The 15,960-nt window shown below is 67.2% G+C and carries 11 protein-coding genes; 1 reads left to right on the forward strand and 10 read right to left on the reverse strand.

The features are described from left to right. Window positions 1-106: 106 nt before the first annotated feature. The 10 genes from Q673_RS22150 to pilM all read right to left on the reverse strand — a co-directional run bounded on the left by Q673_RS22150 (window position 107) and on the right by pilM (window position 13,159). Window positions 107-1,525, reverse strand: coding sequence for an FAD-dependent oxidoreductase (locus tag Q673_RS22150; RefSeq protein WP_023004832.1), 1,419 nt, complete (start codon window positions 1,523-1,525; stop codon window positions 107-109). Window positions 1,526-1,620: 95 nt separating this feature from the next. Beyond that, window positions 1,621-6,072 carry a glutamate synthase large subunit gene (gene gltB, locus Q673_RS22155; protein ID WP_023004833.1) on the reverse strand — a complete coding sequence of 1,484 codons (4,452 nt, stop codon included), beginning with the start codon at window positions 6,070-6,072 and terminating at the stop codon, window positions 1,621-1,623. A 458-nt stretch (window positions 6,073-6,530) separates the two neighbouring features. Beyond that, a complete protein-coding gene (gene aroB, locus Q673_RS22160; protein ID WP_023004834.1) occupies window positions 6,531-7,637 on the reverse strand; it encodes a 3-dehydroquinate synthase in 1,107 nt (368 codons plus the stop codon). Between the two features lie 3 nt (window positions 7,638-7,640). Beyond that, window positions 7,641-8,183, reverse strand: a complete 543-nt coding sequence (aroK, locus tag Q673_RS22165; RefSeq protein ID WP_031217577.1) for a shikimate kinase AroK — start codon at window positions 8,181-8,183, stop codon at window positions 7,641-7,643. Then, window positions 8,183-8,791, reverse strand: a complete 609-nt coding sequence (locus Q673_RS36900) for a hypothetical protein (RefSeq protein WP_235048477.1) — start codon at window positions 8,789-8,791, stop codon at window positions 8,183-8,185. The genes aroK and Q673_RS36900 overlap by 1 nt, the downstream gene beginning before the upstream one ends. Next, a complete protein-coding gene (locus Q673_RS22170) occupies window positions 8,757-10,283 on the reverse strand; it encodes an AMIN domain-containing protein (protein ID WP_023004836.1) in 1,527 nt (508 codons plus the stop codon). Before Q673_RS22170 ends, Q673_RS36900 begins: the two co-directional genes overlap by 35 nt. A gap of 62 nt (window positions 10,284-10,345) precedes the next feature. Further along, complete coding sequence (locus Q673_RS22175; RefSeq protein WP_161629664.1) at window positions 10,346-10,825, reverse strand: pilus assembly protein PilP; 480 nt, start codon at window positions 10,823-10,825, stop codon at window positions 10,346-10,348. 50 nt (window positions 10,826-10,875) lie between these two features. Beyond that, complete coding sequence (locus Q673_RS22180) at window positions 10,876-11,496, reverse strand: type 4a pilus biogenesis protein PilO (RefSeq protein WP_023004838.1); 621 nt, start codon at window positions 11,494-11,496, stop codon at window positions 10,876-10,878. After that, entirely contained in the window at window positions 11,493-12,101 is a 609-nt protein-coding gene (locus tag Q673_RS22185) for a PilN domain-containing protein (RefSeq protein WP_023004839.1), read from the reverse strand. Before Q673_RS22185 ends, Q673_RS22180 begins: the two co-directional genes overlap by 4 nt. Beyond that, entirely contained in the window at window positions 12,098-13,159 is a 1,062-nt protein-coding gene (pilM, locus tag Q673_RS22190; RefSeq protein WP_031217579.1) for a type IV pilus assembly protein PilM, read from the reverse strand. The genes Q673_RS22185 and pilM overlap by 4 nt, the downstream gene beginning before the upstream one ends. A gap of 260 nt (window positions 13,160-13,419) precedes the next feature. Here pilM and Q673_RS22195 point away from each other — a divergent pair, with 260 nt between their 5' ends. Further along, on the forward strand, window positions 13,420-15,945 hold the full coding sequence (locus Q673_RS22195) for a penicillin-binding protein 1A (RefSeq protein ID WP_023004841.1): 2,526 nt from the start codon (window positions 13,420-13,422) through the stop codon (window positions 15,943-15,945). Window positions 15,946-15,960: the final 15 nt, after the last annotated feature.

Raw genomic sequence — 15,960 nt, forward strand, 5'->3', positions numbered from 1 at the left:
ACTCCATCCCATTGCTACCGATGCCATCCCTGGCATAGGACCTCCTCTTCGGCTTGCCCCCAGCGCCCCTCGCTCCTTGCCACTTCACACCGGCTTAAAGCCAGCCTTACACCCCCAGGTAGTCCAGGATGCCCTCGGCGGCCTGGCGCCCCTCGTAGATGGCGGTGACCACTAGGTCCGAGCCGCGCACCATGTCGCCACCGGCGAAGATTTTCTCGTGGCTGGTCTGGAAGGCGAACTCGCTCTGCTCGGCGGCCTTGACCCGGTCACGCTCGTCGACCTCGACCCCCGCCGTCGCGAACCACTCGGGCGGGTCGGGCTGGAAGCCGAAGGCGATGACCACGGCGTCGGCGGGGATCACCTCCTCGGAGCCCGGCACCACCTCGGGGCGGCGGCGGCCGTTCTCGTCGGGCTCGCCCATGCGGGTGCGCACCACCTTGACCCCCTCGACCTTGCCCTCGCCCACCACGGCGACGGGCTGGCGGTTGAAGAGGAACTCCACGCCCTCCTCGCGGGCGTTGGCCACCTCCTTGCGTGAGCCGGGCATGTTCTCCTCGTCGCGGCGGTAGGCGCAGGTGACGCTGGTGGCGCCCTGGCGGATCGAGGTGCGGTTGCAGTCCATGGCGGTGTCGCCGCCGCCCAGCACCACCACCCGCTGGCCCTTGAAGGAGATGTACTCCCCCGGGTCCTTCTCGAAGCCCAGGCAGTGGTTAACGTTGGCGATCAGGAAGTCCAGGGCCTTGTAGACGCCGGGCAGGTTCTCGCCGGGGAAGCCGCCCTCCATGTACTTGTAGGTACCCATACCCAGGAACACCGCGTCGTACTCCTCGAGCAGGCTGTCGAAGGTGATGTCGCGGCCGATCTCGACGCCGAGGCGGAACTCCACCCCCATCTCCTCGAACACCGCGCGGCGGCGCTCCATGACATTCTTCTCGAGCTTGAATTCAGGGATGCCGAAGGTGAGCAGGCCGCCGATCTCGGGGTTGCGGTCGAACACCACCGGCTTGACGCCATTGCGCACCAGGATGTCGGCACAGCCCAGTCCCGCCGGGCCGGCGCCGACCACCGCCACCCGCTTGTCGGTCCAGCTCACCTGGGACATGTCCGGGCGCCAGCCCATGGCGAAGGCGGTGTCGGTGATGTACTTCTCCACCGAGCCGATGGTGACGGCGCCGAAGCCGTCGTTGAGGGTACAGGCGCCCTCGCAGAGGCGGTCCTGGGGGCACACCCGGCCACACACCTCGGGCAGCGAGTTGGTCCGGTGGCACAGCTCCACCGCCTCGAGGATGTTGCCCTCGCTGACCAGCTGCAGCCAGTTGGGAATGTAGTTGTGCACCGGGCACTTCCACTCGCAGTAGGGGTTGCCGCAGTGCAGGCAACGATGCGACTGGCTGGCCGCCTCCTGGGGCTTGAAGGGCTCGTAGATCTCGGCGAACTCCCGCGAGCGGGTGCGGGCGTCGCGTTTCTCGGGGTCCTGGCGACCCACGTCGATGAACTGGAAGTCGTTGCTCAGACGGTTTGCCATCTTGTCTCTCCTGGAAGTCCTGTCGGCTGCCCCGCCGGTGCCCGGCGGGGCGCATCACCTGTTGTCAGTGGCGCGGTTTCGGCTGTCGCCGCCGCTTATTCCGGCTGACGCCGGGATTGGGCCAACAGGCTGTTCAGGCTCGCCGCCTTGGGCTTCACCAGCCAGAAGTGGCGGGTGAAGTCGCTGAAGTCCTCGAGGATGGCGCGGCCGCGGGCCGAGCCGGTCTCGGCGACGAACTCCTCGATCACCTCGCGCAGGTGGCGACGATAGGCTTCCATGGCCTCGGTATTGACCCGGTGGATCTCCACCAGCTCGTGGTTGTACTTGTCGACGAAGGTGCGGTCCTCGTCGAGCACATAGGCGAAGCCGCCGGTCATGCCCGCGCCGAAGTTGACCCCGGTCTCGCCGAGCACGGCCACCAGGCCGCCGGTCATATACTCGCAGCAGTGGTCGCCGGCGCCCTCGATCACCGCGTGGGCGCCGGAGTTGCGCACCCCGAAGCGCTCTCCGGCGGTGCCCGCGGCGAACAGCCTGCCGCCGGTGGCGCCATAGAGGCAGGTATTGCCGACGATGGCCGTGCGATGGCTCTCGAAACGGCTGCCCTTGGGCGGGGTGATCACCACCTTGCCGCCGTTCATGCCCTTGCCGACGTAGTCGTTGGCATCGCCCTCCAGGTAGAGGTGCAGGCCGCGGGCATTCCACACCCCGAAGCTCTGGCCGGCCACGCCGGTGAAGCGGGCGGTGACCGGGGCGTCCTCGAGGCCCGCCTCCCCATAGCGCTTGGCGATGGCGCCGGAGGTCAGCGCGCCCACGGAGCGGTCGCAGTTGGTGATGGTGAAGGCGAACTCGCCGCCGCTCTTCTGCTCGACGGCCTCCTTGAGCGCCTCCAGCACCTCCTGGTTCTTGGCGCCCGGGTCATGGGGCACATTGCGACTCACCTGGCAGAACTGCGGGGCGTCCGCCGGCACGTGGTCGTTGCCGAGCAGCGGGGTGAGGTCAAGCTTGCGCTGGGAGGCGGTCACCCCCTCGATCGCCTCGAGCAGGTCGGTGCGGCCGATCAGGTCGGTGAGCTGGCGCACGCCGAGCATGGCCATCAGCTCGCGCACCTCCTCGGCGATGAAGCGGAAGTAGTGCTTGACCATGTCCACGGTGCCGCGGAAGTGCTCGCCACGCAGGTAGTCGTGCTGGGTGGCCACGCCGGTGGCGCAGTTGTTGAGGTGGCAGATGCGCAGGTACTTGCAGCCCAGCGCCACCATCGGCGCGGTACCGAAGCCGAAGCTCTCGGCGCCGAGGATCGCCGCCTTGACCACGTCGAGGCCGGTCTTCAGGCCGCCGTCGGTCTGCAGGCGAATCTTGTCGCGCAGGCCGTTGATGCGCAGCGCCTGGTGCACCTCGGGCAGGCCCAGCTCCCAGGGGGAGCCGGCATGCTTGATGGAGGTGATGGGGCTCGCCGCGGTGCCGCCGTCGTATCCGGAGACGGTGATCAGGTCGGCGTAGGCCTTGGCCACGCCGGTGGCGATGGTGCCGATGCCGGGCTCGGAGACCAGCTTCACCGAGACCTGGGCGTCCGGGTTGACCTGCTTGAGGTCGAAGATCAGCTGCGCCAGGTCCTCGATGGAGTAGATGTCGTGATGCGGCGGCGGCGAGATCAGGGTCACACCGGGCACCGCGTAGCGCAGCCGGGCGATCAGCTCGTTGACCTTGCTGCCGGGCAGCTGGCCGCCCTCGCCGGGCTTGGCGCCCTGGGCCACCTTGATCTGCAGCACCTCGGCGTTGACCAGGTAGGCCGGGGTAACGCCGAAGCGCCCAGAGGCGATCTGCTTGATCTTTGAGGAGCGGATGGTGCCGTAGCGCGCGGCATCCTCGCCGCCCTCGCCGGAGTTGGAGCGACCGCCGGTCTCGTTCATGGCCTGGGCGAGCGCCTCGTGGGCCTCCGGGGAGAGCGCCCCCAGCGACATGCCGGCGCTGTCGAAGCGCGGCAGCAGCGCCTCGACCGGCTCCACCTCCTCGAGGGGCAAGGGCTCGGCGGCCGGCTTCAGGCGCAGCAGGTCGCGCAGGGTGGCCGGATCGCGCTCGTTGACCAGCGCCGCGAAGCGCTTCCACTTGGCGTAGCTGCCCTCCTGCACCGCCTCCTGCAGCGACTTGACCACGTCGGGGTTGAAGGCGTGGTACTCGTGGCCATGCACGTACTTGAACAGGCCACCCTGGCTGATGCCCTTGCGCGGGATCCAGGCGTCGCGGGCGAGCAGCTCCTGCTGCAGCTGCAGCTCGGCGAAGCCGCTGCCCTGGATGCGCGAGGCCATGCCCGGGAAGCACAGCGCCATCACCTCGTCGTCGAGGCCCACCGCCTCGAAGAGCATGGAGCCGCGGTAGGAGGCCAGCGTCGAGATGCCCATCTTGGAGAGGATCTTGAACAGCCCCTTCTGCAGCCCCTTGCGGTAGTTCTCGCGGGCGTCGGCGGGGTTGCCGACCAGCTCGCCGGTGCGGTGCATGTCGGCCATCACTTGGTAGGCGAGCCACGGGAACACCGCGGTGGCGCCGACGCCGAACAGCACCGCCATCTGGTGGGCATCGCGGGCGTAGCCGGTCTCCACCACGATGTTGCAGCGCGGGCGCAGCGCCAGCCGGCCCAGGTGGTGGTGCACCGCGCCCACCGCCAGGGCGGCGTGGATCGGCAGCTCGCCACGCTCGAGGTCGGCGTCGGAGAGCACCAGAATCACCTTGCCATCCTGCACCGCCTGCTCGGCCTCGCGGCAGAGCTCGCGCAGGGCCGCCTGCAGGCCGTGGCGCTCGGGGTCGTAGGTCATGCGCAGCCGCTGGCTGGCGTAGGCCGGGTCCTCCTGCTCCACCAGGGCGGTGAACTTGCGCGGCGAGAGGATCGGCGTGGTCAGGATGATGCGGTGGGCGTGCTCCGGGGTCGCCTTGAAGACATTGCGCTCGGCGCCGATGCAGGTCTCCAGCGACATCACGATCGCCTCGCGCAGCGGATCGATGGCCGGGTTGGTGACCTGGGCGAACTTCTGGCGGAAGTAGTCGGTGAGCAGGCGCGGCTTGGCGGAGAGCACCGCCATGGGGGTGTCGTCGCCCATGGAGCCCACCGCCTCCTGGCCGCTCTCGCCCAGCGGACGCAGCAGCAGGTCGCGCTCCTCGAAGCTGACCTGGAACATCTTCTGGGCCACCGCCAGGGCATCGGCGTCCATGTTGTGGAAGCTGGCCAGTTCGGTGAGCGCCGACTCCAGGTACTGCGCCTCCTGCTTCAGCCAGCGCTTGTAGGGGTAGGCCGACTTGAGGCGCTCGTCGATGTCGTCGGTGTGCAGCACCTCGCCGGTCTCGGTGTCCACGGCGAGCACCTGGCCCGGCCCCACGCGGCCCTTGGCCACCACGTCCTCGGGGGCATAGGCGTAGGTGCCGATCTCGGAGGCCAGGGTGATGAAGCCGTTCTTGGTGATCACCCAGCGCGCCGGGCGCAGGCCGTTGCGGTCGAGCATGCACAGCGCCTGGCGGCCGTCGGTCATCACCACCCCGGCGGGGCCGTCCCAGGGCTCCACGTGCATGGAGTTGTACTCGTAGAAGGCACGCAGCTCGGCGTCCATCAGCTCGACGTTCTGCCACGCCGGCGGCACCATCATGCGCACCGCGCGATGCAACTCCATGCCGCCCATCAGCAGCACCTCGAGCATGTTGTCCATGCTGGAGGAGTCGGAGCCCACGGTATTGACGATCTCGTCGAGCTCGGCGATGTCGGGCAGCCGCTCGCAGACGAAGTTCTCCTTGCGCGAGTTGGCCCAGCCGCGGTTGGCCTCGATGGTGTTGATCTCGCCGTTATGGGCCAGCAGGCGGAACGGCTGGGCCAGCGGCCAGCGCGGCGCCGTGTTGGTGGAGAAGCGCTGGTGGAAGACGCAGATGGCGGTCTCCAGGCGCGCGTCGCCGAGGTCGTGGTAGAAGGCCGGCAGGTCTACCGGCATCACCAGGCCCTTGTAGGAGAGCACCTTCTCGGAGAGCGAGCAGACGTAGAACTCCTCCTCGTCGCGCAGCGCCTGCTCGGCGTGGCGGCGGGCCATGAAGAGGTCGACCTCGAAGGTCTCGGCACTGCCGTTCTTGCCCGGCTCCACGAAGAGGTGGCGGATGCGCGGCAGGCACTCGAGGGCCATGGGGCCGCACACTGTGGCATCCACCGGCACCTCTCGCCAGCCACGGATCACCAGGCCCCGGGCGCGCAGCTCGCCCTCGAGCACCTCGGCGGCATGCCCGGCGCGGGCGTCGTCGTCAGGCAGGAACACCGCCCCCACCGCGAAGCGCTCGCCGAGGGTGACGCCCAGTTCCGTCTCGGCGACGTCACGCATGAAGGCATCCGGCAGCTGCAGCAGCAGGCCGCAGCCGTCGCCGGTCTTGCCGTCGGCGGCGATGCCGCCGCGGTGGGTCATGCAGGTGAGGGACTCGATGGCGGTGCGCAGCAGCTCGTGGCTGGCACGGCCCTCCATATGGGCGATTAGGCCGAACCCGCAGTTGTCGCGGAACTCGCCGGGCTGATGAAGACCTCTGTTCATTGGCGCGCCTCGGTGAAGGTGGTTTTCTTGGCAGGAATCCCATGCTATTTTTAATGGTTTTTCTTTTTATGGGATTGGCGCGAGTCTCGCGCCGTCCTGCACGGCAAAAGGCCAACCAGCATAGCCATCGCCCACGCTGCAGCGCAATGGAAAGCCCCTCCCCCTCGCGCAAAAACCGTCGGCAAATCCGACGGTTGCCTCACCCCTTCGAGGCAAAAAAGCCCGCCACTCAACGACTTGCGTACCACATAAACGAAATACAAACGCAGGGGCACAGACATTAGACTTTGGTCGAATTTGTGCCAATTTTGCCATGCCGATAGCGCATGAGGCATGCCGATTGATCGAAATCTGAGCGCCGCCGCACGTCTTCTCCCCAGCATAGACGAGCACGCCCGCGCCGGAATGGCGCGGGCGTGACGATGCGATGACGGGGAAACCCGAAGGCCGGGGCCGTGTCAGGCGCGGGGGAAGCGCTCCAGCAGCTCCCTCAGGGTCGCCTCCGGGGTGGCGTCGTGGACGCAGGCCTCGCCCAGGGCGCGCAGCAGCACCAGGCGCAGGCGGCTGTCGACGTTCTTCTTGTCGAGGCGCATGCGCGACAGGAAATCGTCGACACCCATCTCGGCCGGGGCCTCCAGCGGCAGGCCCGCGGCCCGCAGGATGGCCCGTACCCGCTCAACGTCATCCGTGGTGAGCCAGCCCAGGCGCGCCGAGAGCTCAGCGGCCATCAGCATGCCGGTGCCCACGGCCTCACCATGCAGCCAGTTGCCATAGCCCTGATGCGCCTCGATGGCGTGGCCGAAGGTGTGGCCCAGGTTGAGCAGCGCACGCACGCCCTGCTCGGTCTCATCCTCGGCGACGATCTCCGCCTTGAGCGCACAGCTGCGCTCGATGGCGTGGGCCAGGGCGGCCGGCTCCAGGTCGCGCAGCGCGGGCAGTGCCTGCTCCAGCCAGGCGAGGAAGTCGACATCGCGAATCAGGCCGTACTTGATCACCTCAGCCAGACCGGCCGAGAGCTCACGGGGCGGCAGTGTGGCCAGGGTATCGGTGTCGATCAGCACCGCCCGGGGCTGCCAGAAGGCGCCGATCATGTTCTTGCCCAACGGATGGTTGACCCCGGTCTTGCCACCCACCGAGGAGTCCACCTGGGCCAGCAGGGTGGTGGGCACCTGGATGAAGGCCACGCCCCGCTGGTAGCAGGCGGCGGCGAAACCGACCATGTCGCCGATCACCCCGCCACCCAGCGCGACCAGAGTGCAGCGGCGGTTGAAACCTGCCTCGAGCAGGGCGTCCCAGATGCGCGAGACATGCTCGAGGGTCTTGGTGGCCTCGCCGTCGGGCAGCACCAGCTCGCGCAGCTCCACGTCGTCCGGCAGGGCCTTGCGGCAGCGCTCGAGGTAGAGCGGCGCCACCGTCTCGTTGGTGACGATCATCACCTGGCGGCCGGCCAGCCAAGGGGCCAGCGCGCCGGGCTCGCCGAGCAGGCCGGGGCCGATATGGATGGGGTAGCTGCGGTCGCCCAGCGCCACCTCGAGGGTGTGCGGGCCGGAGGGGGTATGGGTCATGGTTCAGGCCTTGGCTTGCAGGGGGTCGACCAGCCGCGTCACGCGGCGGACGATATCGTTGACCACCGAGCGCGGACCGCGGCGATCGGTGCGCACGGTGAGGTCGGCGGTGGCGCGGTAGAGGGGGTCGCGCACGCCGAACATCTCGCGCAGCACCGCCTCCTTGTCCGGCCGCTGCAGCAGCGGCCGGTTGCGGTCCTTGGCGGTGCGCTTGAGCTGCTGCTCCACGGTGGTGTAGAGGTAGATGACGGTGCCCCGGTCGCGCAGCAGGCGGCGATTCTCCTCGCGCAGCACGGCGCCGCCGCCGGTGGCGATCACCACGCCCTCGCGGCGGGTCAGCTCGTCGATCATCTGGGTCTCGCGGTCGCGGAAGCCCGCCTCGCCCTCCACGTCGAAGATCCAGGGGATATCGGCGCCGCAGCGCGCCTGGATCTCATGGTCGGTATCCAGGAAGTCACGAGAAAGCTCGGCCGCCAGGAGGCGGCCGATGGTGCTCTTGCCGGCCCCCATGGGGCCGATCAATATCAGGTTGGGTAGTGCCAGCATCAGCGAAGGGCCACACCGTCGTCGAGGATTCTTGGGGTGATGAATACCAGCAATTCTACCTTGTCGTTGCTCTCCTCGGAATACCTAAATAGGTTACCAAGCACAGGGAGGTCGCCCAGAAATGGAGTTTTATTCAAGTTGCTAGAGTTTTCTATACGCAATATTCCCCCTAGCACCACAGTCTCACCGTTATCGACAAGAACTTGAGCTTCCAGCGAGTTAGTATCAATAGGTGGCTCACCGCCAGGAATGGTGGGCTCACCAAAAGAATCATTCTCGAGATTAATATCAAGTATTACGCGGTTATCCGGCGTAATCTGCGGGGTCACTTCAAGAGCAAGCTCAGCTTCCTTAAACTCTATCACCCTAGTGTTAGAAAAATCATCTGCATTAGTATCCTCATCAAAAACCCTATAAGCTCTTTCTTGTCCTTGCTTAATTACTGCCTTTTTCTGATTCGCAGTAACAATCCTAGGCTGGGATATAATTTGTGTCTTCCCCTCACTCTCAAGGGCACGCAATTCCAAATCCAAAAGGATATCACCTGAAAGGAATCCAAAAGCAAAAGTAGTATTACCTGCACCCTCGGCTCCCATATCTACGAACATACCACCATTCGGCACAGTGCCAGATGCAGCCCCACTCAAATCTAAACGCCCCCCCCATTCTCGCATCCGGTGAGGACGCACCCCAACTGACACCTAACTGCCTTGTAGCACTCTGTGTCGCAACAACAATTCGAGCTTCAATCTGAACTTGACGCACCGCCACATCGAGACGCTCCAGAGTACTTAAAACTGTATCTATCTGATCTGCAGTATCTTGAATCAGCAGGGTGTTTGTGCGTGCATCCACAGCAACCTTGCCACGCTCAGTCAGCAAACCAAAACCGTTATCCCCGCCTCGAATCAGCGCAGCGATATCTTCAGCCTTTGCATACTTCACTTGTACATATTCAGACTCCAGCGGCGCCAGGGTCTCGAGTTGCTCGCGGCTCTGCAGCTCGAGCTGCTCACGCTGAGCCAGCTCGGCGGCGGGGGCCACCACGATCACGTTGCCCTCCTGGCGACTGGCCAGGCCGTGGCTCTTGAGCACCAGATCCAGCGCCTGGTCCCAGGGCACGTCCTGGAGGTTCAGGGTCACACGCCCCTGCACGCTGTCGCTAGCCACCAGGTTGAGCCCGGTGAAGTCGGCGATGATCGCCAGCACCGAGCGTACCTCGATGTCCTGGAAGTTGAGGGTGATGCGCTCGCCGGTATAGGGGAACTGCTCGCGCACCCGTCGCTCCTGTTCCTGGCGCGTCACCGGCTGGGCCTCGATAGTCAGCTGGCGCCCGCTCTGGGTGGAGACCATGGCATAGTCGCCGCTGCCCTGGATGTCGAGGGTCACGCCGTTGCGGCCCACCAGGGGTGTGATACGCTGCAGGGGGGTACCGAAGTCGCTGACGTCGTAGACCTGGTCCAGGGAGCGCGGCAGATCGACGTCCATCAGTTCGGCGGTGATGCGGTTACTCCCACTCTCGCGCACCCGGGCGTCGACGCCGGCGCGGTCGAAGGTGACGATCAGCCGCCCGGCGCCGTCGCTGCCACGGCGGAAGTCGATGTCCTCGACGCTAGGGCCGGTGCTCGCGGGTTGGCGCGGGGCCGGCTCGGTCGTGGACGCGCCGGTGGCCACGGTCGAGGGGGTGGCGGTGGTGGCCACCCCGGTGTCGGCGGCACCGCCGCCGATGGCCAGGCGCAGGCGATCGCCCTGCTGGCGGGTGTTGTAGGGCAGCGGACCCTCGAGGTCGAACACCAGCCGGGTGCGAGAACCGGCCTCCAGGGCGGTGACCTGCTGCACGCCACCGATGCCCAGGGAGTAGCGACGCTCGGGCAGGCCATTGTCGGTCTCCATCAGGTCGATGGTGAGCCGCGCCGGGTCGTCGATGCGGTAGCCGCGCACCTCGGGCACCGCCCCGGCGAAGTCGAGGTCTACCTCAAGCTCGCCACTGGGGCCCTGACGGAAATCGAGCCCCTGGAGCGTGGAGGCCGCCAGGGCGGCGCCGGAGACCGCCAGCAGGGCGAGCACCGCCGCTACACGCTTGATGATGAGTGATCGCATGGCTCCCTTACCCCTTCGCGCTGACCTGGTCCGCTCCCGCTTCGCAGCCAGGCCTGTAGTCGTCATGTATCCAGCGTCAGCTGTCGATTACGTTCCACCCATTCACCTCGTTCCACGACCCGCTCCACCAGCAGCACCGAAGAGCTGGTAATCCCCACGATGCGGCCATGGTTCAGCCCGAGGTAATTACCGATCCGCAAGCGGTGCACCTGCCCCCCCGGCTCCTTGATCAAGGCGGAGGGCTCGCTACCCACGGTCAGCGTACCCACCAGCTCGAGCTCGCTGAGATCGAACGCCTCCAGGGGTTCCCGGGGGCGGTCCACCTCTGGCATCAACGGCGACGCCTGCGGCAGTTCACGCTCGGCGTCGGCTTCTCTGGGCATGAAGGGACTGCGGCTATCCATCGAGGTATAGTCAACAGCGTCTTGCTGAGGAATATCGGGAAGCTCAAGCGTCGGCGCCGGACCTGGGGCATTGCGCAGCTCGGCCAGCTGGCGATCGAGCTGCGCCAGCCTGGGGTCACTGCAGCCGGTGATGAGCACACAGGCTACTGCTACTGCCAGCCAACAGAGCCTCTGACCACTAGCCGGCATCATGATGTTCCCTCCTCATCCTGGCGGTAGCTGTAGGTCTTCGCCAGCATGGAAAGCCTCAGCTGGCCCTCTCCCTCTTCTGGTAACAGGGTCAGATCATGCAGGGTCACGATGCGTGGCATGCTCGCGACATCCGCCAGAAACGCGGCGATGCGGTGATAGTCGCCGCGCACCTGGATATCGAACGGCCTCTCGATGTAATGCTCCTCGGCAACCGAGGAGCGCAGGCGCAGGAAATCGATAGCCAGCTGGTGATTGATAGCGGCTTCACTGATGCTGTCTAACAGGGACGGCACCTCCGCGCCGCTGGGCAGCATCTCGCGCAGGGTGTCCATGCGCGCCTCGAGCACCCCCATCTGTTCACGCATCGCCTCGAGGTTGGCCACCTGGGCCGCCTTGCTACGGTAGTCGCGGATCAGCTGGCTCTCTTGGCCACGGATCTGCTCCAACTCCTCCTTGGCGGGGCCGGCCAGGTACCAGTGCATGCCGGCAAACGTGCCCCCCAGCAACAGCAGGCACAGCACCAGCTGCAGCGACCAGGGCCAGATGCCGGCCTCCTTGATGTCCAGTTCGCGCCAGTCCAGCTCACGCAGGCGGCGCAACTCTGCGTTGAGACTCATGCTCCCTCCCCGTTGTCGCCAGCTGCGGCTTCCCCATCACCGGCAGCATCCACCTCCTGTGCTTCATCTGGCGCCTGCTGACTCATGCTGAGGCTGAAGCTGCGCTGCTCACTGCCCTCCTGGGCCTCCACCTCGGAGAGCATGGGTTCGCTCAGATAAGGCGCCGCTTCCAGCGCACGCAACTGATCGGACACCTGACGATTGTTTTCCGCCCTACCCGCCAGACGCAGCGTATCCCCCTGACGGTTCAACTGGGTGTAGTAGACACCATCCACGAGGCTATCGGTGAGGTCGTTCATCACCTGGACCGTCTGGGTGCGCCCGTTCTGCAGCTCGGTGAAGACCCGCACCTGCTCGAGCATCTGCTCGCGGATCTGCTCCAGCTCGCTGATCTCGCGGATCGCCGAGTCAAGCTGGCGGCTCTGGGCCTCGATATGGGCGTTGCGCTGGCGCTGGGCCTCGGCCTCCTCCTGGTAGTACCAGGTCATGCCGTAACCGCCACCGAGCCCGAGCAGGGCGGCGAGCCCCAGGGTCACGTAGAAGCGCTTGCTGCGGCGGGCGCGCTGCTCCTCGCGCCACGGCAGCAGGTTGATCTCGATGGTCATGGGCGCGCCCTCATTGCCAGGCCGCAGGCCGTGAGCATCGCCGGCGCATCACCGGAGAGGGTCTGCACGTCGATGCGGTTGGAGACCTTCATGCGCGCCAGGGGGTTGGCGATGGTGACCTCCATGCCGCTCTCCTGGGCCAGGCGCTCGGCCAGCCCGGGGAGCACGCTTGAGCCGCCGGCCAGCACCATGTGACGCACCTCCTGCTTGCGCCCGGCGGTGTAGTAGAGCTGCAGCGAGCGCCCCACCTGCTGCACCAGGGTGTCGAGGAAGGGGTCGAGGACGCTGCGCTGGTAGTCCTCCGGCAGGCCGCCACGCTTCTTGGCCAGGCCCGCCTCGTCGAAGCTCAGCCCGTAGCGGTTGCAGATCTCCTCGGTCAGCTGGCGCCCGCCGAAGACGGTGTCGCGGCTGTAGACCACGCGCCCCTGGCGCAGCACATGGAAGGTGTTCATGGTGGCGCCGATATCCACCAGCGCCACGCAGTCGTCGTCGCCGGCCAGCGCCGGCAGCTGGTGGCGCACTTCGGTGAAGGCGCGCTCCATGGCGAAGGTCTCGACATCCACCGCCGCCGGCGTCAGGCCGGCCTGCAGCACGGCATCGGTGAGCTGGCTGACATCCTGCTGGCGGCAGGCCACCAGCAACACATCCTGCTGGTCGGCGTAGCGGGCGTTGAGCCCCAGGCGCTGGAAGTCGAAGGCGACCTCACTGAACGGAAAGGGGATATGCTTGTCTGATTCGAGTTGGATGCGCGCCTCGATCTCGTCGTCGCTGAGCGAGGCCGGTAGCGTCAGGGTCTTGGTGATCGCCGCGCTGGCCGGCACCGCCACCACCGCCTTGCGGGTGTGCGGTTTGGCCTGCTGTACGGCACGGGTGAGGGCGTCGACCACCTCACCCCTATCATGGATGCGCCGTTCGACCACCGCGCCTTCGCGCAGCGGGCGGACGGCATAGCTTTCCACCTGGTAAGTGGCGCCAGCACGCCGGAGCTCCACGAGCTTGACCGTGGCCGAGGTGATATCGACGCCGATCAGTCCCTTGCTGGATGCCATCAATCGCATCTCGGCCCTGCCCCTGCTGAATCACGCGGCTTTTCCGCCTTGTCATGGTGCCTGCCGTTCCTGGCGCTGGCAGGGCTTCCTATCTTCCCCATCCCGTGCGCATGAGGTTACATGATCTTGCCAAGTCTCACACGGTAAACATTGGGCGAGCACGGTCAACGCTGGTGACCCATGCCCCGGCTTCCTATAATGGCGGCGCAACCGAGCGTCACCTTCACCTCTTTTCCGCTCACGCCCCCCTGCACGGACACCGCCTTTACATGACGTTTCTCAGAACCCTGCTCTTCTCCCTGGCCTGGCTCGTGGTCTCGCTCACCGCCGCGGCCGGGCTGGGCGTGGTGGGCGCCGCGCTCTACTTCGCCCCCGGCCTTCCCGACGTGCGCCAGCTCCAGGACGCCGAGCTGCACTCGCCGCTGCGCATCTTCACCCGCGACGGCAAGCTGATCGGTGAGTTCGGCGAGGAGCGCCGCCTGCCGATCGACTATGACGAGATCCCGCGGACCTTCATCGACGCCCTGCTGGCGGCCGAGGACGACCGCTTCTTCGAGCATCGCGGCGTCGACCCCATGGGGCTGGCCCGCGCCGCCTCTGAGCTGGTCGCCAGCGGCGGCGAGATCCAGTCCGGGGGCTCCACCATCACCATGCAGGTGGCGCGCAACTACCTGCTGACCCTGGACCGCACCTTCACCCGCAAGATCCGCGAGATCCTGCTGGCGCTGCAGATGGAGCAGGTGCTGAGCAAGGAAGAGATCCTCGAGCTCTACGTCAACAAGATCTTCCTCGGCCATCGCGCCTACGGCATCGCCGCCGCCGCCGAGATCTACTACGACCGCCCGCTGGCCGAGCTGACCCTGGCCGAGACGGCCATGATCGCCGGCCTGCCCAAGGCCCCCTCCAGCTTCAACCCGCTCTCCAACCCGGAGCGCGCGCTGATCCGCCGCAACTGGATCCTGTTCCGCATGCGCGAGCTGGGGCACATCGACCAGGCCGCCTACGACGAGGCGGTGCAGGCCCCGGTCACCGCCGAGCGCCACGTGGCCCAGGCCGAGGTGGATGCCGACTATGTCGCCGAGATGGCTCGCCAGTTCGCCGTGGAGCGCTTCGGCGAGAGCGAGGCGTACACCGGCGGCTACCATATCACCACGACGCTGAGCAGCGAGCTGCAGCCCATGGCGCGCCGCGCCCTCGCCCGCGGCCTGATCGAGTACGACACCCGCCACGGTTGGCGCGGCCCCGAGGAGGAGGAGATCCCCCAGAGCCTCGCCGAGGCCCAGGATCGCACCGAGCGCAGCGGCCTGGAGGAGGAGCTCGAGGAGTCCCCCGAGGTGCTCGAGACCGCCCGCCGCGCCGCCGAGCGCAGCGAGACCCGGGTCGAGGGCATCGACGGCGACGTCAGCAACTGGGTCCAGGTGCTGGAGCGCACCCCGCGCTACGGCCTGCTCCGCCCGGCCATCGTGGTGGCAAGCGAAGGGCGCGAGATGCGCGTGCTGCTGCGCGGTGGCGAGCTGCGCACCATCGCCTGGGACGGCCTCTCCTGGGCACGCGAGTTTCGCACCGCCCAGTACCGCGGCCCCGAGCCGGGCTCCGCCGCCGAGATCGCCGGCCGTGGCGACCTGGTGCGTGTCATGGAGCGCGAGGACGGCAGCCTGCGCTTGGCCCAGCGCCCCGATGCCGAGGGCTCGCTGGTGGTGCTCGAGCCCGACTCCGGTGCCATCCTCGCCCTGCAGGGTGGTTTCGACTTCGACGCCAGCAAGTTCAACCGTGCGGTACAGGCCCAGCGCCAGGCGGGCTCGATCTTCAAGCCCTTCATCTATCTGGCGGCACTGGAGAGCGGCCTGATGAACGCCGCCAGCGTGGTCAACGACGCCCCGGTGGTGATCAACGACGGCAGCGACGAGCTGTGGCGCCCGGTCAACTCCAGCGGCGACTTCCTGGGGCCCATGCGCCTGCGCAACGCCCTGGCCCGCTCCCGCAACCTGGTGACCATCCGCGTGCTGCGCGAGGTGGGGCTGGACACCACCATCGACTTCCTCACCCGCTTCGGCTTCGAGAAGGAGCGCCTGCCGAACGGCCTCTCGCTGGCGTTGGGCAGCGCCAGCCTGACCCCGCTGGAGATGGCCAACGCCTATGCGGTGCTGGCCAACGGTGGCTTCCAGGTCTCGCCCTGGTTCGTCGAGCGCATCGCCCAGGGAGAGACGGTCATCGAGGAGGCCCTGCCGGCGGTGGCGTGTCGCGACTGCGCCCCCGGCACCGAGGAGGTGACCCGCGGCGAGCGGCGCTACCCGGTGGCCAGGCGCGTGGTGGACCCGGTCAACCTCTACATCCTGCGCGACATGCTACGCGACGTGATCGAGAACGGCACCGGCCGCCGCGCCCTGGAGCTCGGCCGCGAGGACATCGTCGGCAAGACCGGCACCACCAACGGCCAGCGCGACACCTGGTTCTCTGGCTTCAACAGCGAGCTGGTGGCCACCGCCTGGGTGGGCAAGGACGACAACACCACCACCGCGGAGTATGGCTCCAGCGCCGCCCTGCCCGTGTGGATGCACTTCATGGGCGAGGCGCTGGAGGGCCAGCCGCCGGCGATGCCCGAGCCTCCCGCCGCCCTGGTCACCGCCCGCGTCGACCCGGACACCGGCCGACGCCTGCCCGATGGCGCCGGGGGCGGCATCAGCGAGATCTTCCATCCGGATCACCTGCCCAGCGTGCAGCCCCGCCAGGTGGAGCGCGAGGTGGAGCGGCGCAGCGGCTCCCAGGGCACCGGCACCTACGAGGCGATCTTCTGAGAGGCGGCAGGCGCC

Origin of the sequence: Halomonas sp. PBN3 (assembly GCF_000475415.1) — a bacterium.
Taxonomy (GTDB): Bacteria; Pseudomonadota; Gammaproteobacteria; order Pseudomonadales; family Halomonadaceae; genus Halomonas; species Halomonas shengliensis.